Here is a 19,272-nt window from a genome sequence, read left to right as displayed (position 1 = left end):
GGTGGTTGCCGCCCCGTCCGGGGCGCGGAGCGGCGCACCCGGTCGGGCGGATGCCGGGTGGCTAGGGTCGGTCCATGCCCGTCCCCGAGTTCATCGTGGCCCTGCGCGAGCGGGTCGGCACCGACCTGCTGTGGCTGAGCGGTGTCAGCGCCGTCGTCCGCAACGACCGCGGCGAGGTCCTGCTCGTCCGCCGGGCCGACAACAACCAGTGGGCGCTGGTCAGCGGCATCCTCGAGCCGGGTGAGCAGCCGGCCGAGGGGCTGCGCCGCGAGATCGAGGAGGAGACCGGGGTCGTCGCGACCGTCGACACCCTCACCGGTGTCTGGACCCTCCCGCCGATCGAGTACCCCAACGGCGACCGGGCGCAGTACCTCGACCTGTGCTTCCTCGCGACCTACGTCTCCGGCGAGGCCCGGGTCAACGACGACGAGTCGCTCGAGGTCGGCTGGTTCGCCCCCGACGCCCTGCCCTCGCCGATGATGGAGCGCTCGCGGGTCCGGCTCGACCGCGCCCTCACCCACGGCGGCCGGGTCTGGTTCGCCACCGGCGACGACTCCACCGGCGACACCTCCACCGGCGGCCAGGACGGGGATGCCGGGCGGCCGGCCCGCGACCAGGTCCTCGCCACCCTGCGCGTCGGGGACCGGGAGGTTGTCGTGCGCCGGGCGCGCGAGGCGGACCTCCGCGCCATCGTGCACCTGCTGGCCGACGACCGGCTCGGGGCGACGCGGGAGGACGAGGGCGACCTCACGGCATACCGGCGTGGGCTCGCGGCGATCGACGCGGACCCCAACCAGCTCCTGGTCGTCCTCGACGACGCCGGCCAGGTGGTCGGGACCCTGCAGCTGAGCTTCATCCCGGGCATCTCCCATGGCGGCGCCTGGCGCGCACAGGTCGAGGGCGTGCGCATCGCGTCCGACCGGCGCGGCAGCGGGCTCGGCGGCCGGCTCATGGAGTGGGTCGTGCAGGAGAGCCGCCGGCGGGGCTGCCGGATGGTCCAGCTCACGACGAACAAGTCCCGCACCGACGCGCACCGGTTCTACGAGCGGCTCGGCTTCGTCGGCTCGCACGAGGGCTACAAGCTCCAGCTGGGCACTGGTGACTGACCCGTCGACCGAGCTCTCGGCGCTCGGGGACCGGCTCGTGGCGCAGGCGCAGCCGCGGTTCCGCGACTTCAGGGTGGACTTCGAGCGGATCAGCACCGCGGCCTCCCGGGCCGTGAGGGAGGACGAGGGGTCGCTCGACCTCGCCCGGGCGCTGTTCCTCGACGTCGACTGGGCGCTCCGGCTGCCCCTGCAGCGGCGCTATGCCGCGGAGCAGGCGTGGGAGCCGCTGCTGAGGTACCACACCACCCGCGTGCGCAGGCAGTGGAGCACCGAGCCCTGGCCGGACGAGGCAGCCAGCGACGTGCTCGACCTGTTCGCCGCCGGCGGCCGGGCCGACCTGGGACTCGAGCTGGTGCGCGCGTACGTCGACGTCATGCTCAAGCGGCTCCGCAAGGACCTGTCCAAGCGCAACCCACGGGGGCCGGGCCCGCAGTACGACGAGGGAACGCGTCGGGTCCTCTCGACGATGGACGCGGCGGTCGCCGCGGCGATCCCGGACCGCAAGCGGGAGCTGCTGCGCGACCTCGACAGCGTCGCGCCGTGGGTCGTCGCCAACGGCGCCGACGAGGACCGGGAGTGGCTGGACTCGGTGCGTCGTGAGGTGTGGATGGAGCGCCGCGCCTGAGTCGCGACCCGGGCCCGCATAGGGTGAGGCCCCATGGGCGACGTGGGGGAGCTGACGGTCACGCAGGGGTTCTACGTCCGGCCGAGGTACCGCAACTACCTCGTCCTGCACCCCGCCGTCCTCACCGTCGCCGAGCGGCGGATGCGCCTCGTCGACCACAAGGACCGCGTGCTCCTGGACGCCCCGGCGACGGAGGTGTCGGCGCGGTTCAGCCGGTTCGGGCTGATGCACCTGACCCACGGTGGCCGTCGCCTCGCGCTGCAGCGGCACGGAGCCAACTGGTCGCCGAACTTCACCACGCGCCAGGTCGAGCAGCTCAAGGCCGCCGGCATGCCCGTCCCGGGGCTCGCGGGTGGCATGGCCGGCGGCGGTGGCGGCGACGGCCTGCTCGACGCCCTGGCCGGCCTGGCAGCGCTGGGGGAGGCGGCCGACGGCGCCGCGGAGCTGGCGTCCTCGGGTGGGCCGCTGCGGCGCACGTGGACGCCCATCCTCACCGCGCTCGGCTGCCGCGTCGAGCAGCGGAGCTGACACCAGGGCTGCGCGTCAGCCGTTCTCCGCGGCCCGCAGCATGGCGGTGCGCATCCATGCGTACAGGGCCTGGTCCCCAGCAGCGGTCGTCAGGCCGTAGGCGAGCCCGGCCGGCCCGGACGGGGTGAAGACGTGCCGGACGGTGAGCCGGCTGCGCCGGGGCGCCTCCCTGTCCACCTCGAGGTCCAGCTGCATCGTGCCCGGCAGCTTCGTGAGTGGGCTGAGGACGAGGCGCCGGCGCGGTCCCGTGGCCACCACGTCCTCGACCCGCCAGAAGTCGAGCAGGTCACCCGCGCGCGGCGGCCGGTCGGGCCGGGTACGGCGCCGGCCGGGTCCACCGAGCAGCCGGTCCACACCGCACCGGGCGGCCCACACGGGCTCGGGGGTGAACCAGCCGGTGTCGCCGCCGACCGAGGTGACGACCCGCCACAGCCGGTCGACCGGCACGTCGGCGGTGCCGCTGTGCGCGCCGCGCAGCGGCGCCGTGAGGTCGGGGAGGTCCACCGCGCCCACGCTACGGCGTCGTGCCCGGACGTGCCGGGTGCGCCGGTGTCGCAGAGACTGAGCCGGTGAGGACGACTCCGGCCAGGACCGCGCCACCCAGGACTGCACCGGCCAGGACGACACCGGCCGGAAACACACCGGCCAGGACCACACCGGCCGGGAACACACCGGCCAGGACCACACCGGCCAGGACCACACCGGCCTGGACCACACCATGACGCGGCGGTGGCTGTTCGCCGACCAGCTCGGCCCGCACTTCGACGTCGGCCGGGACGGTGTGCTGCTCGTCGAGAGCCGCGCCGCCCTCGGCCGCCGCACCTACCACCGGCAGAAGCTGCACCTCGTCCTGTCGGCCCTGCGGCACCGCGCCGCCGAGCTCGGCGACTCCGCGGTGCTCCTGCGCACGACGACGTATGCCGAGGCGCTCGCCGAGGTGGGTGGGCCCGTGCGCGTCTACGAGCCGACGTCGCGGTCGGCGGAGCGCTTCGTGCGGCGCCAGGTGGAGGTGGGCACGGTCGAGGGCGTCGACCCGACACCCGGGTTCTCGTTGCCCCGCAGCGAGTTCCGGGCCTGGGCGGACGGCCGACGGCAGCTGCGGATGGACGACTTCTACCGGTTCCAGCGCCGCCGGCTCGGGCTGCTGCTCGAGGGCGACGGCCCGGTCGGCGGGTCGTGGTCGTACGACGCGGACAACCGCGAGCCGCCGCCGAAGGGTGCCGACCGGCTCGACGTGCCGGCGCCGTACCGGCCGCGCGAGGACGACATCGACGCGCAGGTCCGCGAGGACCTCGACCGGTGGGAGCGCGAGGACGGGCTGGTCACGGTCGGCCGTGACGGCCCACGCCTGTTCGCCGTCACCCGGCGCGAGGCCCTGGCGGCGCTCGAGCGGTTCGTCACCGAGCGGCTGCCCGCCTTCGGGCCGCACGAGGACGCGATGCTCAAGGGCGACTGGGCGATGGCGCACAGCCTGCTGTCCGTGCCGATGAACCTCGGCCTGCTCGACCCGGTCGAGGTTGCCGAGCGGGCCGTCGCGGCACACCACGACGGCAGCGCGCCGCTGGCCTCGGTGGAGGGGTTCGTGCGCCAGGTCGTCGGCTGGCGCGAGTACGTCTGGCAGCTCTACTGGCACTTCGGGCCGACCTACCGCCGGCGCAACGCGCTCGCTGCCCGCCGGTCCCTGCCGACCTGGTTCGACGAGCTCGACGCCGACGCGGTCGAGGCGGCCTGTCTGCGGGACGTGCTCGAGGGCGTGCGCGACCGGGGCTGGGTGCACCACATCCCGCGGCTGATGGTGCTGGGCAACTGGGCGGCGCAGCGCGGCTACGACCCCGACGCCCTGACCGAGTGGTTCCAGACGCGCTTCGTCGACGGGTACGACTGGGTCATGCCGGCCAACGTCGTCGGCATGAGCCAGCACGCCGACGGCGGCGCGATGGCGACCAAGCCGTACGTCTCCGGCGGCGCCTACGTGAACCGCATGTCCGACTACTGCGGCGGCTGCCGGTACGACCCGAAGGTCCGCGTCGGCGAGCGCGCCTGCCCGTTCACGGCCGGCTACTGGGCGTTCCTCGACCGGACCGCCGACCGGCTCGAGGGCAACCTGCGGATGGCCCGGCCGCTGCAGCAGCGGCACCGGCTCGCCGACCTCGACGACGTGGTCGAGCAGGAGCGCCGCCGCGGCGCCGCCGCTCCCTGAGCCGCCGCCTCCCGGCATACGCCTCGGTCCCGGGCACGACTCGCGCCTCCGGACACGACTTGGGGGTGCAGGGGTGACGCATCCGTCACTCCTGCACCCCCAAATCTCGTGAGGTGCGGCGGCGCTGGGCCGCCTGCGGTATCAGCGCAGGTCGGCGAGCACCGCGTTGAACGTCGCGGACGGGCGCATGACCGCAGCGGCCTTCTCGGCGTCGGGCCGGTAGTACCCGCCGATGTCGGCCGGGTGGCCCTGCACGGCGAGCAGCTCGTCGTTGATCTTCTGCTCGTTCGAGGTCAGGGCCTCGGCGACCGGGCCGAACGCCTCGGCCAGCGCCGGGTCCTCGGTCTGCCCCGCCAGCTCCTGCGCCCAGTAGAGGGCGAGGTAGAAGTGGCTGCCGCGGTTGTCGATCTGGCCGACCTTGCGGGCCGGCGACTTGTTCTCCTCGAGCAGGGTGCCGGTCGCACGGTCGAGGGTGTCGGCGAGGACCTGCGCCCGCGCGTTGCCGGTCGTGGTGGCCTCGTGGCGGAAGGACTCGGCCAGCGCGAGGAACTCACCGAGGCTGTCCCAGCGCAGGTAGTCCTCGGCCACGAGCTGCTGCACGTGCTTCGGCGCCGAGCCGCCGGCGCCGGTCTCGAAGAGGCCACCACCGTTCATGAGCGGGACGACCGAGAGCATCTTGGCCGAGGTGCCGAGCTCGAGGATCGGGAAGAGGTCGGTGTTGTAGTCGCGCAGCACGTTGCCGGTCACCGAGATGGTGTCCTCGCCCTTGCGGATCCGCTGCACCGACAGCGTCGCCGCCTCGACCGGGGACAGGATCGAGATGTCCAGGCCCTCGGTGTCGTGCTCGGGCAGGTACGCCTTGACCTTGGCGATGAGGTTGGCGTCGTGCGCGCGGGTCTCGTCCAGCCAGAACACCGCCGGCGTCTGCGAGGCGCGGGCGCGCGTCACGGCCAGCTTGACCCAGTCGCGGATCGGGGCGTCCTTGGTCTGGCACGCGCGCCAGATGTCGCCCGGCTGAACGTCGTGCGACATGAGCACGTCGCCGGCCGCGTTGACGACCTCGACCCGGCCCGCCTCGGCGATCTCGAACGTCTTGTCGTGGCTGCCGTACTCCTCGGCCTTCTGCGCCATGAGCCCGACGTTCGGCACCGAGCCCATGGTGGTCGGGTCGAAGGCGCCGTTGGCCCGGCAGTCCTCGATCACGGCCTGGTAGACGCCGGCGTAGGACGAGTCGGGGATGACGGCGAGCGTGTCGTGCTCCTGGCCGTCCGGTCCCCACATGTGGCCCGAGGTGCGGATCATCGCCGGCATCGAGGCGTCGACGATGACGTCGCTCGGCACGTGCAGGTTGGTGATCCCCTTGTCGGAGTTGACCATCGCCAGCTCCGGGCCGTCGGCGAGGGCGCGGTCGAACGCAGCCTTGATCTCGGCGCCGTTCGGCAGCGCGTCGAGCCCGGCGAGGACCGCGCCGAGGCCGGCGCTGCCGTCGAGGCCGGCCGCGAGCAGCGCGTCGCCGTGCTCGGCATACACGTCGGCGAAGAAGGCACGCACGACGTGGCCGAAGACGATCGGGTCCGAGACCTTCATCATCGTGGCCTTGAGGTGCACCGAGAACAGCACGCCCTCGGCCTTGGCCCGCGCGACCTGCTCGCGCAGGAACGCGTCGAGCGCCGCGGCGCGCATGACGGTCGCGTCGACGACCTCGCCCTCGAGCACCTTCAGGCCGTCCTTGAGGACCGTGGTGCCGCCGTCGGTCACGAGCCGGATGGTGAGCGTGTCGGCGGCGGGCATGACGACCGACTGCTCGTTGGAGCGGAAGTCGTCCTGGCCCATCGTGGCGACGTTGGTCTTCGAGTCGGGCGACCACGCACCCATCGAGTGCGGGTGCTTGCGGGCGTAGTTCTTGACCGACTCCGGCGCCCGGCGGTCCGAGTTGCCTTCGCGCAGAACGGGGTTCACGGCGCTGCCCTTGACGCTGTCGTAGCGCGCGCGGGCGTCCTTCTCGGCGTCCGTCCGCGGCTCGTCGGGGTATGCCGGGAGGCCGTACCCCTGCGCCTGCAGCTCGGCGATCGCGGCCTTGAGCTGCGGGACCGAGGCCGAGATGTTGGGGAGCTTGATGATGTTCGCCTCGGGGGTGGTGGCGAGCTGGCCGAGCTCGGCCAGGGCGTCCCCGATGCGCTGCTCCTGCGGCAGCTGGTCGTCGAAGGCGGCGATGATGCGCCCGGCGAGGGAGATGTCACGGGTCTCGACGTCGACCCCGGCGGTGCCGGCGAAGGCCTCGATGACGGGGAGGAACGAGTAGGTCGCCAGCATCGGCGCCTCGTCGGTGAGGGTGTAGATGATCGTGGCCATGGTGCGCGTGGACGCTCCTCGCTGTGTGGTCGTTCGCTGGGTCGTGCCGATTATCTTGATGTCAAGACAAATCCTACCGGAGCGGCCCGCGTCGGGGAACCCGGAGCCCGGGCGCAGGTGCCCTCACTCGCCCTCACTCGACCGGTGTGAGGTCCTCGGGGTCCACGACGCCGGTGATGTCCTCGTCGCGGCGGTCGATGCCGGTGACGAGGTGGTACGTCGCCCCGGCGATGGCGGCCCCGAGTAGCGGCGCCACCCAGAACGCCCAGAGCTGGCCGGGTGCGCCATCGCCGTTGAAGAAGGCGACCGCGGTCGAGCGGGCCGGGTTGACCGAGGTGTTGCTGATCGGGATCGAGATCAGGTGGATCAGCGTCAGGGCCAGGCCGATCGCCAGGGGAGCGAAGCCCACGGGCGCCCGCTCGTCGGTCACTCCGAGGATCACGTAGAGGAAGAAGGCGGTGAGGATCGCCTCCGCGCACAGGACCGCAACGAGCGTGTACCCACCGGGGGAGTGGTCGCCGTAGCCGTTCGCTGCCAGGTGACCGGTGGCGCTGAAGCCGGGGACCCCGCGCGCGACACCCCAGAGGGCGAGCCCGGCCAGCAGCCCGCCCACGAGCTGGGCGACCACGTATGCCGGGACGTCGCGCCAGGGGAACCGCCGGGCCACGGCGACGCCCAGGGTGACTGCGGGGTTGAAGTGCGCGCCGGACACGTGGCCCACGGCATACGCCATGGTCGTCACGGTGAGCCCGAAGGCCAGGGCCACGCCGAGGAAGCCGATGCCGAGCTGGACGCTCTGGCCGGCGACGACGTTGGGGGCCAGGAACTTCGCCGCGAAGACCGCGCTGCCGCAGCCCCCGAAGACGAGCCAGAACGTGCCCAGCGCCTCGGCGGCCAGGCGTGAGCGCAGTGCGGGGATGCGCATGGGGTGTCCCTCCCGGTACGGCGGGCCCCCCGGCGGGCCCGGTCGGGACCACTGTCCCGCACGGCGGCGCCTCGCACACCCCCGACGCGCGCCTCAGCCGAACGGACGAGGGCAGGATCGCCGCATACGTCGGATGAATGAGCCCCAACCCGGGCGAACCGGACAGTCCTCCTTACCTTTTCTTTACCAAAGCGAGGCATTCCTTTGACTAAGCCGCCACGATGGGTCCACACGAGAGGGACCTGCGGGGGTCCCGGACAAGGGGTGGAACATGGACGAGCGACCCAGCAGGGTGGGCGCCGCCGACACCGGTCTGGTCAGCAGACGGACCGTCAACCTGGGGGCGGCGTGGTCCGTCCCCGTCGTCCTCGCGGCCGTCGCCGCGCCGGCCGACGTCGGATCGCAGACGCCCGCGAACGACCGCACGGCCCTGGCCGCGGTGTGGGGCGAGAAGGGTGAGGCTGACGGGCCCAACAGGCAGGTCTGGTTCACCTTCAGCTTCAGCGGTGTCACTGGGACGAACACCATTCAGATCCAGGACATCACCCAGGGACCGTGGATCACGCTCCCCACTGAGGTGCAGTCCTTCAGTGCCACGAGCGGGACGACCGCGACCGTGACCTTCATGTTGGAGCGTCCGGACAACAATGCTGCGATGACTGTCGACGTCACCTACGTGCTCAACGGTGCCGTGAAGACCGCCGTGGGCGTCGTCATCAAGAACAAAGTCGTCGCACCCAAGAAGCCTTAACAGGAGCTCGTGGTGGCGGGGGTGGCGTCTGTGTCGTCGGGCGGGGGTTCGACGACACGGACGGCCGCCAGCTGCAGGAGGAAGCTGGCGACGTCGGCCTCCACCTCGGCGGCGGGGACACCCACCGCGTGGGCCACTCGCCCCGCGACCTCGCGGCTCGTCCCCGGTTCGTCCAAGGCGTGCCACACGGCGGACGCCGGCCCCTCGAGCACCAGGGGGCGGCCGGCGGCGGGGTCCGCGAGCGGGAGCACGACGACCCGGGAACCGCGGTCGACGACCGCGACCTCGGGGCAGCGCCGCCAGCGGCCCTCAGCCACGTTCCACCAGCCGGTGCTCGCTGAGGGTGGCAAGGGCCTCCTCGACCAGGACCGCCGGGTCGCCGCCGTCGGGCGGGGGTCCGAACCGGTCCACCAGCACCGCCACGAGCCGCTCCTCCTCGGCCCAGTCCCAGCATTCGTCGAGGAGCGCCGTGGCCAGGGCCGAGAGGCGCACGACCTCACGGCCCACGAGCACCACAGACTCCCCGTCGCGGTCCACGCGGTCCGCGACCGGCAGCCGGCGAGCCCTCACCGGGGCACCGCCAGCCAGCCGTCCACCAGCTCCGCGAGATCCGCGGACTCCCGATAGGTCACCGAATGCACTCCACCGAGGGACTCGACCAGCGCAGCGACGCGCTGGAGGGGCCGGTCGAGCGACGGCAGGTGCGACGCGTGGTGCGTGAGCTCCACGACCGCGTCGAGCGTGCCCAGCGTCGTCACGGCCGGGGCGCCACTGTGCGCGTCGTCGCGCCGCAGGATGGACAGAGCCACGATGTGTACCGGACCGGCCGGCGGCACCAGGCCGGCGCCGCCCGGAGCCGTCTCGTTCTTCCAGGCGCTGCCGGGCTTGCGTCGCACGGACAGCGGCTTGGGGTACGGCTCGATGCTGCCGTCGGAGCGGATGACCGCGGTCTCGTCGGTCACGTACCAGCGGCCGGGGCCCAGCGTGCGGACCAGGGTCGTCTTGCCCGTGCCGCCCGGCGCCACGAAGACGGCGGCCCGGCCCGTGGTGGGGTCGGCCAGGCACGCGGCGTGCAGCATGAGGTGACGGCCTTCGAGGGCGTCGATGGCCGCGACCGTGATGCGCTGCGTCAGCAGCTGGAGCAGGTCCTCGAGGTCGGGCGCGGTGACGGGCTCGGTGCGGTGACGGACCGGGCCGCGGGCGTCGGCATCTTCGCCCTCGGTGTTGTCCGGATTGCCGACTGCATCGTCGTCCGCCTTGCCGCCGGGGGCGTCGTCACGGCCGTCGAAGTGGACCGGCACCACCGTCTCGGGTTCCGCCTCGTCGTCGGCGCGGCAGTGCGCCCAGAGCTCGGGCACGCGCGCCAGCACCTCGGCGGCTCTGGCACCGGTGACCTCGATGCCCACCACGACACCCATGGCCGACACGGCGGTGCGCAGGGCCGCACCCCTCTCGTCGGTCACAGCTCGCAGGGTAGAGGACGGTCCACGGCGAGGGGGGCGATCGCATGGAGCTGACCGACTACCTGCGCGTGGTCCGGGCCTACTGGCGCGGGGTCGCGCTTTTCGTCCTGATGGGGATCGGCGCGGCAGCCGGGCTGAGCCTGGCCACGCCGAAGGTGTACCAGGCAGACGCGAGCGGCTTCGTCTCCGCCGGGTCCGCGACGACGACCGGTGAGGCCTCGGTCGGCGACAGCCTGGCCAAGTCGCGCGCCGCGTCCTACGTCGACCTCGCGACCTCCCGTGCGACCGCCCAGGCGGTCATCGACGACCTGCACCTGACGGCGTCGCCCGCCGCGCTCATCGGACAGGTCAGCGTCACGCAGCCGACCGACACCGTGCTCATCAAGATCAGCGCGCGCGCCGCGTCGCCGCTCGGGGCCCAGCACCTGGCCGACGCCTGGGTCCGCGCCCTGAGCGAGCAGGTGCGCAAGGTCGAGGACCCGGGCGGGACCGCCCAGCAGGCGCTGCGGCTCGAGCCCGTGGAGTCGGCCTCGCTGCCCACGGCCCCGATCTCGCCGAACCTCACCCGCAACGTCGGCATGGGCTTCGCCGCGGGGATGCTGCTGGGCCTCGGGTATGCCGTGCTGCGCAGCCAGCTCGACCGCAAGGTCCGCCGTGCGGAGGACGTCCAGCGGATGTTCGGGGTCACCGTGGCCGCCACCATCCCGCGCAGCCAGGCGATGGTCCGCAAGGACGGCGACCTCGTGCCGCTCGTCGTCGGTGCCGAGCGCCCCGACGACCCCGCCCACGCCGCGGAGGCGTTCCTCAAGCTGCGCACCAACCTGCAGTTCATGGACATCGACAACCCGCCGCGCATCATCGTGGTGACCAGCCCGCTGCCGGGCGACGGCAAGTCCAGCGTCGCCGCCAACCTCGCGGCCGCCCTCTCGCTCTCGGACCGCCGGGTGGTCCTCATCGACGGTGACCTGCGCCGGCCGGTCGTGGCCGAGTCGTTCGGCCTCGTCGAGGGCGCCGGCCTCACCGACGTCCTCATCGGGCGGGTGCGGTTCTCCGACGTGGCGCAGGGTGTCGGCTCGCTGCCCAACCTCACCGTCCTGGCCGCCGGCGGCACGCCGCCCAACCCCAGCGAGCTCCTGGGGTCCAAGGCGATGGGTCGCCTGCTGCGAGGCCTGGCCGACCGCGGCTACACGGTGATCGTCGACGCACCGCCCCTCCTGCCGGTCACCGACGCGGCTGTCCTGACGGCCTCGGCCGACGGTGCCCTCGTGGTGGCCACGGCCGGCCAGACGCTCGACAGCCAGCTGGGTGCCGCCCTCGGCAACCTCGACGCGGTCCAGGGCCGGACCCTCGGCGTCGTGCTCAACCGTGTCGCGCCCCGCTCGACCGACAGCGGGCACTACGGCGGCTACTACGGCCGTGGTGGCACGTCCCGACCGGTGGCCGTGGCGGCCCTGGAGCCCGACGACCTCGAGCTGCCGTCCGCCGGTCCGGACCGCACCGGCGGAGAGGTCGCGGCCGCGACGGCTGCTCACGGTGGAGGCACTCCGGCCGACCGCCGCCCCTCCAGGCCCGCGCGCGGCCTGGGTGGGGATGTGCCGCACGTCGACGCCGCGCTCGTCCAGACCGTGACCGGGCGCTCGGCCTAGGCCGGGGCCCTCACCGGCTGCTGGCGCGGGTCACGAACGCGGCCAGGTCGGCGCTCTGGGCCAGCCGGCTCGGCTCGTGCACGTACATCATGTGCCCCGCCTCGTAGTAGGCGTGCTCGATGTTGGCGCGCAGGTCGGGCGTGAGGTCCAGGTGCGCCACGGCGTCCTCGGCCGCCCAGTACGGCGTGGCCGCGTCGTGGTACCCGTAGGACACGTGCACCTGCAGGTGGGGGTTGGCCCGCATCGCCCGCGACAGCTTCGCGCTGACGTCGACCGGCTTGCCCTCGAACTCCTTGAACGACCACTCCTTGTACGCCCGCGACGAGCTCGCGGTGTAGGCGAGGTCGTGCCGGTAGCCCAGCTCCTGGCGCAGGTAGTGGTTGAGCGCGGCCGAGTACGACCCGAGGATCGCGTCCATCGACGGGTCGGCGTCCCACGTGGCGGCGTTGCGGTGGTGGAGGGGGCCGGTGAAGCGGGTGTCGAGCCGTCCGACGGCCAGGCCCTGGTCGCGCAGCAGCTCGGTGAGGAAGTGGACGTGCTCGACCCGCAGGTCCGCCCGGTCCACGTACTCCGGCGACAGCCCGGTCAGCTCCGAGAGCCGCCGCACGTGCTCTGCCCGCTCCGCGGCGGTGAGGCGGGACCCCCGGGCCAGTGCCCACGGGTAGTCGCGCGCGGCATACTCCTCGGCCTCCGCGAGCACCGTGCGCAGCGCCTTGCGGCCGTGCTTGCCGTGGTGGTGCGCGGTCGCGGCGTAGGTGGGCAGGTAGTCGACGTACGCGCGGTCGTTGCGGTACTCGAACTCGACCGTGTCGAGGTCCAGCACGGAGCTGATGAGCATGACGCCGTTGAGGTAGAGGCCGTGCGCGCTCTGCAGGTGCTCGGCCAGGGCGGCGGCCCGGACGGTGCCGTAGGACTCACCCGCGACGAACTTCGGTGACAGCCAACGGTTCTCGCGGCTCGTCCACATCCGGATGAGCTCGCCGACGCTCTCGATGTCCCCGGTGAAGCCGTGGTAGTCCTTGGCCTTCCCGCCCTGCACGGCGCGGGAGAAGCCCGTCGACACCGGGTCGATGAAGACGAGGTCGGAGACGGCCAGCAGCGACTGCGGGTTGTCCAGGAGCCCGTACGGCGGCGGGGTCAGGGCCCCGGCGTCGCCGGAGTCGACGCGCCGCGGACCCAGCAGCCCCAGGTGCAGCCACATCGAGCTCGAGCCGGGGCCGCCGTTGAAGGCGAAGGTCACCGGCCGGTTCGTGCCCGCCGGGGCGTCGACGACGTATGCCGTGATGCTGAGCTCGGCCTTGGCGTGCAGCCCCTTGAAGACGTCGTCCTCGAACACCTCCTCCCGCAGCACCACGCGGCCCGTGGTGGCCGTGTAGTGCAGGCGGCGCCGACCCACGGCGAGGGTGTGCCGGGTGGTGACGAGGTCGTCCTGCGGCGGGGCCGGGGTCGTCGTGACCGTCGTCGTGTCGGTCGTGGTCGTCGTCGAGGAGCCCTCCGCCCTGGCGGTCTCGTCGGGTGTGGAGGCGGGCGTGGAGGTGGTCGTGGGTGCGGCGTCGTCGGCCATGGCTGCACCCTAGTGCGGGGAGGTGGCGCGGGTCGCGGAGAATGGGCCAGTGCGTGTGATCTCGGCCAACGTCAACGGAGTTCGAGCCGCCGCTCGTCGCGGCGGCATGCAGTGGCTGGCCGAGCAGGAGCCCGACGTCCTCTGCCTGCAGGAGGTGCGCGCCTCCGACGAGCAGCTCGCGCAGGCCCTGGAGGCCGGCGGGTTCGGCGACTGGCACGTCGCCCACACCGAGGCGGAGGCCAAGGGCCGCGCCGGTGTCGCGGTGGTGAGCCGGAACCCGCTGCTGCGCGTGGCGACGTCGGTGGGCACCCGCGACTTCGACGGGGCGGGCCGGTGGGTCGAGGCGGACGTCGTCACCCCGTCCGGGACGGTGACGCTGGCCTCGACGTACGTGCACACGGGGGAGGCCGGCACGCCCCGGCAGCAGGAGAAGTACCGGTTCCTGGACGCAATCACGGTCCGGCTCATGGAGTGGGCCGCCGCCGGGGCGCTCGCCGTCGTGACCGGCGACCTCAACATCGCCCACCGCGAGGACGACCTCAAGAACTGGAAGGGCAACCTCACCAAGTCCGGCTTCCTGGCCGACGAGCGGGCCTACCTCGACCACTGGTTCGCGGACGGGGAGTGGGTCGACGTGCACCGCAGCCTCCACGGACCCGGGCCGGGCCCGTACACGTGGTGGTCGTGGCGCGGCAAGGCGTTCGACAACGACGCGGGCTGGCGCATCGACTACCAGGTGGCCAGCCGCGCGCTGGCGGCCCGGGCCACCGCGGCGCGGGCCGGCCGTGCCGCGGCCTACGACCAGCGCTGGTCCGACCACGCCGCGATGGTCGTCGACTACGACCTCGGCTGACCGACCCCCCCTGGGTGGACACTGCGTGGCCGCACCCGCGCTAGGGCGTCCCCCGCGCCGCGCGGCGGAGGGAGGTGGCACTGCCCGGCCGGGCTGGACGGCCGGCCGGGCAGGCCCGTCTAGGAGTCCCGCGCGGCGGAGCCCGAGGCGGTCACGGCGAACGCCCGGGGCGCCCGGAAGCCACGTTGCGCGAACGCCGCCTCCACCCGCTCGGTCGTCGCGTCGACGGCGTCGGCCCGCACCAGGGCGATGGCCGAGCCGCCGAAGCCGCCGCCGGTCATCCGGGCGCCGAGCGCCCCGGCCTCGACCGCGGTCTCCACGACCGTGTCCAGCTCGTCGACGGAGATCTCGAAGTCGTCGCGCATCGAGGCGTGGCTCTGCAGGAACAAGGCCCCGAGCCGCTCGAAGTCGTCGTGCCGCAGTGCCTCCCGCGCCTGCACGACGCGGTCGATCTCGGTGACGACGTGCCGGGTCCGGCGACGCAGCAGGTCGGAGGAGAGGCGGCCCAGCGCGTCGTCGAGCTCCTCGACCGCCACCTCGCGCAGCGTCGGCACGCCGAGCTCGCGGGCCGCCTGCTCGCAGCTGTCGCGCCGCTCGGCGTACTGGCCGTCGACCAGCGCGTGCTCGGCCCGGGTGTCGACCACGAGCAGGGCGAGACCGGCCTCGACGAGGTCGAAGGGCACCTGCTCGGTGTGGTGGTCGCGGCAGTCCAGGAGCAGGGCGTGGCCCGGCTCGGCGAGCATCGCGGCGGACTGGTCCATGCCGCCGGTGGGGGCCTGGGCGATCGTGTTCTCGGCGTCGACGCACGCAGCGGCGAGGGCCGTGCGCCCCGCCGCGTCCGCGAGCAGGCCGAGCCCGAAGAGGTCCGAGGCGGCTGCGGCCACCGCGCACTCGAGGGCGGCCGAGCTCGACAGGCCCGCTCCGAGCGGCACCCTGCCGTCGACGGCGACGTCGAGGCCCGACACCTCGTGCCCGGCCCGGCGCAGGGCCCACGGCACCCCGGCGACGTAGGCCGCCCAGCCCTCGGGCTTCCCGGGGCCGACGTCGTCGAGGGCGACCTCGACGACGTCCCCGCCCTGCGCGGACACCATGCGCAGCAGCCCGTCGTCGCGACGGCGCACCGCCGCGAACGTCCGCTGCGGCAGGCCGATCGGCAGGCACAGCCCGCCGTTGTAGTCGGTGTGCTCGCCGATGAGGTTGACCCGGCCCGGGGCCGACCAGACGCCCTCGGGCTCGGCGCCGAAGGCGTCGCGGAAGACCGCGGAGGCCGACTCGGTGCTCATGCACCCACCTCGCGCAGCCGGGCGGCGATGTCCTCGGGCGACACGTCGTTGACCCAGCCGCCGACACCCGACTCGGACCCGGCGAGGTACTTCAGCTTGCTGGGCGAGCGCAGCACCGACATCACCTGCAGGTGCAGCCGTGAGACGTCCCGCCCCTCCTTCGCCGGGGCCTGGTGCCAGCCGGCGATGTACGGCAGTCGCACGTCGCGTCCGTCCTTCTTCGAGTAGTAGCGGTCCAGCCGCTGCAGCAGGTCGAGGTAGAGCACGGCGAGCTCGTCGCGCTCGTCGTCGTCGAGTGCGGGCAGGTCGGGGACGTCGCGGTGCGGGGCGAGGTGGACCTCGACCGGCCACCGCGCGGCATACGGCACGTATGCCGTCCAGTGCTGCCCGCTGAGGACGACCCGCAGGCCGTCGCGGCGCTCGGCCTCGAGCAGGTCCGCGCCGAGCAGCCGCCCGGTGGCGGCGTGGTGCTCGCGGGCCCGGGCGAGGATCGCGGCCGAGCGCTGGGGGACGTAGGGGTAGGCGTAGATCTGCCCGTGGGGGTGGTGCAGCGTGACGCCGATCTGCTGGCCGCGGTTCTCGAAGCAGAACACCTGTTCCACCTCGGGGACGGCCCCGAGTGCCGCCGTGCGGTCCGCCCAGGCGTCGATGACCGTGCGGGCGCGCTGCGGGCTCAGCTCCGCGAACGTCGAGTCGTGGTCGCTGGTGAAGCAGACCACCTCGCAGCGGCCGAGGGCGGGACCGGAGCGCACCAGGTCGGAGTGGACCTCCGGGACGAAGTCGGACACCGGGGCGTACGAGGGGAACCGGTTCTCGAACACCACGACGTCGTACGAGCTCTCCGGCACCTCGGACGGGACCGTGCCGGTGCCGGTCGGGCACAGCGGGCACTCGTCCTTCGGGGGCAGGAAGGTGCGGTTCGAGCGGTGCCCGGCGATCGCCACCCAGTCGCCGACCAGCGCGTCGTAGCGGACCTGGCCCGCCCTGGCCCGGGGGCCGAGGGGACGGCCGTCGACCGCCTCGCGCGGCGGTGCGTCCGGGCTGTCGTCGAAGTAGATGATCTCGCGGCCGTCCGCCAGCGTGCGGCTGGTGCGGCGCACGCGGACGCGCTCACCGTGGGCGGTCATGCGGTGCCCTCCCGTCGTTCGGTGCGGCCGTGGTCGCGGGCCACGACGAGGGTGTCCACCACGTCGGCCACGGTCGCCCGGGCCCGCTGGGACAGCTCGTCGTCGGTGACGAGCACGTCGACCTGGTCGAGGTCGAGGAAGGTGCTGAGGCCGATGACGCCGAACTTGGAGTGGTCGACGAGCACGCACGTCCGGCGGGCGCAGGCGACCAGGGCCCGGTTGGTCTCGGCCTCGACGAGGTTGGGGGTGGTGAGGCCGGCGCCGGCGTCGACGCCGTGGGCGCCGAGGAAGAGCAGGTCGACGTGCAGCGAGCGCAGGGCCGCGACCGCGACCGGGCCGACCAGGGCGTCGGACGGCGTGCGGATCCCACCGGTGAGGACGACGGTCTGGCCGGGGGTGCCCGACTCGTGCAGCAGCTGGGCGACGGGCACCGAGTTGGTGACGACGGTGATGTCCGGCACCGCACGCACCGCACGGGCGAGCTCGTAGGTCGTGGTCCCCGCCGAGATGCCGATCGACGACCCCGGCTCGACCAGGGCGGCCGCGGCCTCGCCGATGGCCCGCTTCTGGGCGGTCATCAGCGTCGACTTCGCGCGGAAGCCCGGCTCCTCGCTGGTCGGCGTGCTCACCGCGACGGCGCCGCCGTGGACGCGCTCGAGCAGCCCCTGGTCCGCCAGCTGGTCGATGTCGCGCCGGATCGTCATGTCCGAGACGCCGAGCTCGGCGACGAGGTCGGACACCCGGACGGCGCCGGTCTGCTCGACGAGGTCGGCGATCCGGCTGCGGCGCTGGCTGGCGAGCACGACTAGGACTCTCGGACCACGGCGACGCCACCGGCCGGCAGCGTCACCTGCGGCCCGACGGCCGCCTGGCGAACGAGGTCCGTGCCGGACGCCGGCACGGTCTGCTCGCTGTCGGTGTGGTTGACGAGGAACAGCCACGAGCCGCTCCCGCTGCTGCGCCGCACGGCCTCGACCCCGAGCGGCACGGCCGCCGCGGGCTGCACGCCCGCGTCGCCCAGCACCCGGTCGAGCAGGCTGCCCAGCAGCTCGTCGTCCGGCAGGGTCCCGAGGTACCACGCGCTGCCCTCGCCCACGGTCGCCCTGGTGACGGCGGGCTTGCCGGCGAGGGGACCGGACGCATACGTCTCGACGGTCTCGGCGCCGGAGGTGGTGAGGTCCTCGCTCCACAGGCTCCCGGTGCCGGCGCCGACGGCGACGGTCTCGCCGACGCGGAGCGGGAAGAACTCCTCGGCCCGCACCTGCAGCAGGTCGCGGAAGGCGCCGGGGTAGCCGCCCAGCCGCACGTGGTCGTGCTCGTCGCTGATGCCGGAGAAGAAGGTCACGACGACGTGACTGCCCGCAGCCGCCGCGTCCGAAACACTGCGGGCGTGCTCGTCGGTCACGGAGTACAGGGTGGGCACCACGACGACGCGGTATGCCGAGAGGTCGGCACCGGGGTGCACGACGTCGGCCGTCACGCCGCGGTCGCGCAGGAGGCGGTGGACCGCGTGCGGGACGGCGGTCGGGTGCAGGGCGCTCGACGGCATGGCCGGACCGGTGGCGGCCCAGTTGGACTGGTAGTCCCAGAGGATCGCGACCTGCGCCTCGACCGTGCTGCCGACGACCTCACCCAGCCGTCCGGCGAGCGCGCCGAGCTCGGCCACCTCGCGGAAGCGGGCGCTGTCCCGGCCGGCGTGCGGCACGAGGGCTGAGTGGAACTTCTCGGCGCCGGCCCGCGACTGGCGGAACTGGAAGAACCCCAGGGTGTCGGCGCCGCGCGCCACGTGGACGACGCTGTTCCGCGTCATCTCGCCGGGCGCCTTGGCCGGGTTGACCGGCTGCCAGTTGACGGCGCTGGTCGAGTGCTCCATGAGCAGCCACGGCCGACCACCGGCGAGGCCCCGGGTCAGGTCGCCGCAGAACGACAGCTCCGCCTGCGGGTGCTCGAGGGCGTCGACGACGTAGTGGTCGGTGCTGACGACGTCCTGCTCGGGCGCCCACTGCGAGTAGTCGAGGTGCTCGAAGTGGGCCAGGGTCATGAAGTTCGTGGTCACCGGGACGCCGGGGGAGACCTCGGTGAGGACGGCCTTCTCCGCGCGGAAGAAGTCGAGCAGCTGGTCGGACTGGAACCGGCGGTAGTCCAGCACGTGCGTCGGGTTGTGGAACGTGGTCGTCCGGCGCGGGGGCAGGACCTGGTCCCACTCGGTGTAGCGCTGGCTCCAGAACGCGGTGCCCCACGAGTCGTTGAGCGCGTCGAGGCTGTCGTGCCGACGGCGCAGCCAGACCCGGAACGCCGCGGCACAGGTGTCGCAGTAGCAGGGGATGTTGTGGCAGGCGTACTCGTTCGAGACGTGCCACAGGGCCAGGGCCGGGTGGTCGTGGTAGCGCTGGGCCAGCTGGCGGGTCAGGGCGAGGGCGTACTCGCGGTACACGGTCGAGCTGGGGCACCAGGCCTGCCGGCTGCCCGGCCACAGGGTGTGGCCGTCGACGTCGACCGGGAGGATGTCGGGGTGGGCCGTGGAGAGCCACGGGGGCGGGGTCGCGGTGGCGGTGGCGAGGTCGACCGCGACACCGTTGGCGTGCAGCAGGTCCATAACGTCGTCGAGCCAGCCGAACTCGTACTCGCCCTTGGCGGGCTCGAGCCAGGACCACGAGAAGATCCCGAGGGACACGAAGCTCACACCGGCCTCGCGCATCAGGGCCATGTCCTCGTCCCAGACCTCACGCGGCCACTGCTCGGGGTTGTAGTCGCCACCGAAGGCGATCCGGTCACTCGGCCATGAGCGCATGACGGCCAGTGTCGGGACTCGGGTGGCAAATGTCAACAGAAACCAACACGTCTGCCAC

The 19,272-nt window shown here is 73.3% G+C and carries 18 protein-coding genes; 7 read left to right on the top strand and 11 right to left on the bottom strand.

Going from position 1 to position 19,272, the window contains the following annotated elements:
- Positions 1 to 74: 74 nt before the first annotated feature.
- From RKE38_RS03915 to RKE38_RS03905, 3 genes are read left to right on the top strand one after another with little or no spacing between them, the layout of a single operon-like run.
- The gene (locus RKE38_RS03915) at positions 75 to 1,106 is read left to right on the top strand and encodes a GNAT family N-acetyltransferase (RefSeq protein ID WP_316006136.1); all 1,032 of its coding nucleotides are present in this window, start codon (positions 75 to 77) and stop codon (positions 1,104 to 1,106) included.
- Positions 1,099 to 1,731, top strand: a complete 633-nt coding sequence (locus RKE38_RS03910; RefSeq protein ID WP_316006135.1) for a hypothetical protein — start codon at positions 1,099 to 1,101, stop codon at positions 1,729 to 1,731. Before RKE38_RS03915 ends, RKE38_RS03910 begins: the two co-directional genes overlap by 8 nt.
- Positions 1,732 to 1,764: 33 nt before the next feature.
- Positions 1,765 to 2,259 carry a hypothetical protein gene (locus RKE38_RS03905; protein WP_316006134.1) on the top strand — a complete coding sequence of 165 codons (495 nt, stop codon included), beginning with the start codon at positions 1,765 to 1,767 and terminating at the stop codon, positions 2,257 to 2,259.
- A gap of 15 nt (positions 2,260 to 2,274) precedes the next feature.
- Here the strand turns inward: RKE38_RS03905 and RKE38_RS03900 are convergent, their stop codons facing one another.
- On the bottom strand, positions 2,275 to 2,763 hold the full coding sequence (locus tag RKE38_RS03900; protein WP_316006133.1) for a DUF2867 domain-containing protein: 489 nt from the start codon (positions 2,761 to 2,763) through the stop codon (positions 2,275 to 2,277).
- A gap of 214 nt (positions 2,764 to 2,977) precedes the next feature.
- Between RKE38_RS03900 and RKE38_RS03895 the strand changes: the two genes are divergently transcribed.
- The gene (locus RKE38_RS03895) at positions 2,978 to 4,459 is read left to right on the top strand and encodes a cryptochrome/photolyase family protein (RefSeq protein ID WP_316006132.1); all 1,482 of its coding nucleotides are present in this window, start codon (positions 2,978 to 2,980) and stop codon (positions 4,457 to 4,459) included.
- A gap of 141 nt (positions 4,460 to 4,600) precedes the next feature.
- Here RKE38_RS03895 and RKE38_RS03890 read toward each other — a convergent pair whose 3' ends face one another.
- Entirely contained in the window at positions 4,601 to 6,811 is a 2,211-nt protein-coding gene (locus RKE38_RS03890; RefSeq protein WP_316006131.1) for an NADP-dependent isocitrate dehydrogenase, read from the bottom strand.
- Positions 6,812 to 6,944: 133 nt separating this feature from the next.
- Positions 6,945 to 7,736 carry an aquaporin Z gene (gene aqpZ / locus RKE38_RS03885; protein ID WP_316006130.1) on the bottom strand — a complete coding sequence of 264 codons (792 nt, stop codon included), beginning with the start codon at positions 7,734 to 7,736 and terminating at the stop codon, positions 6,945 to 6,947.
- 271 nt (positions 7,737 to 8,007) lie between these two features.
- Between aqpZ and RKE38_RS03880 the strand changes: the two genes are divergently transcribed.
- Positions 8,008 to 8,487: a hypothetical protein gene (locus tag RKE38_RS03880; protein WP_316006129.1), complete on the top strand. Its 480-nt coding sequence runs from the start codon at positions 8,008 to 8,010 to the stop codon at positions 8,485 to 8,487.
- Here the strand turns inward: RKE38_RS03880 and RKE38_RS03875 are convergent.
- The 3 genes from RKE38_RS03875 to RKE38_RS03865 are packed head-to-tail and all read right to left on the bottom strand — an operon-like array spanning position 8,484 to position 9,950.
- The gene (locus RKE38_RS03875) at positions 8,484 to 8,804 is read right to left on the bottom strand and encodes a PqqD family protein (RefSeq protein ID WP_316006128.1); all 321 of its coding nucleotides are present in this window, start codon (positions 8,802 to 8,804) and stop codon (positions 8,484 to 8,486) included. The genes RKE38_RS03880 and RKE38_RS03875 overlap by 4 nt on opposite strands.
- A complete protein-coding gene (locus tag RKE38_RS03870; protein ID WP_316006127.1) occupies positions 8,797 to 9,057 on the bottom strand; it encodes a hypothetical protein in 261 nt (86 codons plus the stop codon). The genes RKE38_RS03875 and RKE38_RS03870 overlap by 8 nt, the downstream gene beginning before the upstream one ends.
- The gene (locus RKE38_RS03865) at positions 9,054 to 9,950 is read right to left on the bottom strand and encodes a hypothetical protein (protein ID WP_316006126.1); all 897 of its coding nucleotides are present in this window, start codon (positions 9,948 to 9,950) and stop codon (positions 9,054 to 9,056) included. The genes RKE38_RS03870 and RKE38_RS03865 overlap by 4 nt, the downstream gene beginning before the upstream one ends.
- 44 nt (positions 9,951 to 9,994) lie before the next feature.
- Between RKE38_RS03865 and RKE38_RS03860 the strand changes: the two genes are divergently transcribed.
- Complete coding sequence (locus RKE38_RS03860; RefSeq protein WP_316006125.1) at positions 9,995 to 11,596, top strand: polysaccharide biosynthesis tyrosine autokinase; 1,602 nt, start codon at positions 9,995 to 9,997, stop codon at positions 11,594 to 11,596.
- A 10-nt stretch (positions 11,597 to 11,606) separates the two neighbouring features.
- On the opposite strand, the gene RKE38_RS03855 is transcribed toward RKE38_RS03860, so the two are convergent.
- Positions 11,607 to 13,160 carry a S10 family serine carboxypeptidase-like protein gene (locus RKE38_RS03855; RefSeq protein WP_316006124.1) on the bottom strand — a complete coding sequence of 518 codons (1,554 nt, stop codon included), beginning with the start codon at positions 13,158 to 13,160 and terminating at the stop codon, positions 11,607 to 11,609.
- Positions 13,161 to 13,209: 49 nt separating this feature from the next.
- On the opposite strand from RKE38_RS03855, the gene RKE38_RS03850 reads away from it, so the two are divergent.
- Positions 13,210 to 14,013: an exodeoxyribonuclease III gene (locus RKE38_RS03850; RefSeq protein WP_316006123.1), complete on the top strand. Its 804-nt coding sequence runs from the start codon at positions 13,210 to 13,212 to the stop codon at positions 14,011 to 14,013.
- A 119-nt stretch (positions 14,014 to 14,132) separates the two neighbouring features.
- Here RKE38_RS03850 and galK read toward each other — a convergent pair whose 3' ends face one another.
- Genes galK through RKE38_RS03830 form a run of 4 tightly spaced genes read right to left on the bottom strand, consistent with a single transcriptional unit; the run spans position 14,133 to position 19,214 of the window.
- The gene (galK, locus tag RKE38_RS03845; RefSeq protein WP_316006122.1) at positions 14,133 to 15,296 is read right to left on the bottom strand and encodes a galactokinase; all 1,164 of its coding nucleotides are present in this window, start codon (positions 15,294 to 15,296) and stop codon (positions 14,133 to 14,135) included.
- On the bottom strand, positions 15,293 to 16,423 hold the full coding sequence (galT, locus tag RKE38_RS03840) for a galactose-1-phosphate uridylyltransferase (RefSeq protein ID WP_316006121.1): 1,131 nt from the start codon (positions 16,421 to 16,423) through the stop codon (positions 15,293 to 15,295). The genes galK and galT overlap by 4 nt, the downstream gene beginning before the upstream one ends.
- Positions 16,420 to 17,226: a DeoR/GlpR family DNA-binding transcription regulator gene (locus RKE38_RS03835; protein WP_316006120.1), complete on the bottom strand. Its 807-nt coding sequence runs from the start codon at positions 17,224 to 17,226 to the stop codon at positions 16,420 to 16,422. Before RKE38_RS03835 ends, galT begins: the two co-directional genes overlap by 4 nt.
- Before the next feature lie 2 nt (positions 17,227 to 17,228).
- The gene (locus RKE38_RS03830; protein ID WP_316006119.1) at positions 17,229 to 19,214 is read right to left on the bottom strand and encodes a beta-galactosidase; all 1,986 of its coding nucleotides are present in this window, start codon (positions 19,212 to 19,214) and stop codon (positions 17,229 to 17,231) included.
- Positions 19,215 to 19,272 lie beyond the last annotated feature (58 nt).

The sequence above is a fragment of the Phycicoccus sp. M110.8 genome, from assembly GCF_032464895.1.
In the GTDB taxonomy this organism is placed as follows: Bacteria; Actinomycetota; Actinomycetes; order Actinomycetales; family Dermatophilaceae; genus Pedococcus.
The sequence above is the reverse complement of the archived record's forward strand: the minus strand, read 5'-3'. Positions and strand labels throughout refer to the sequence as shown.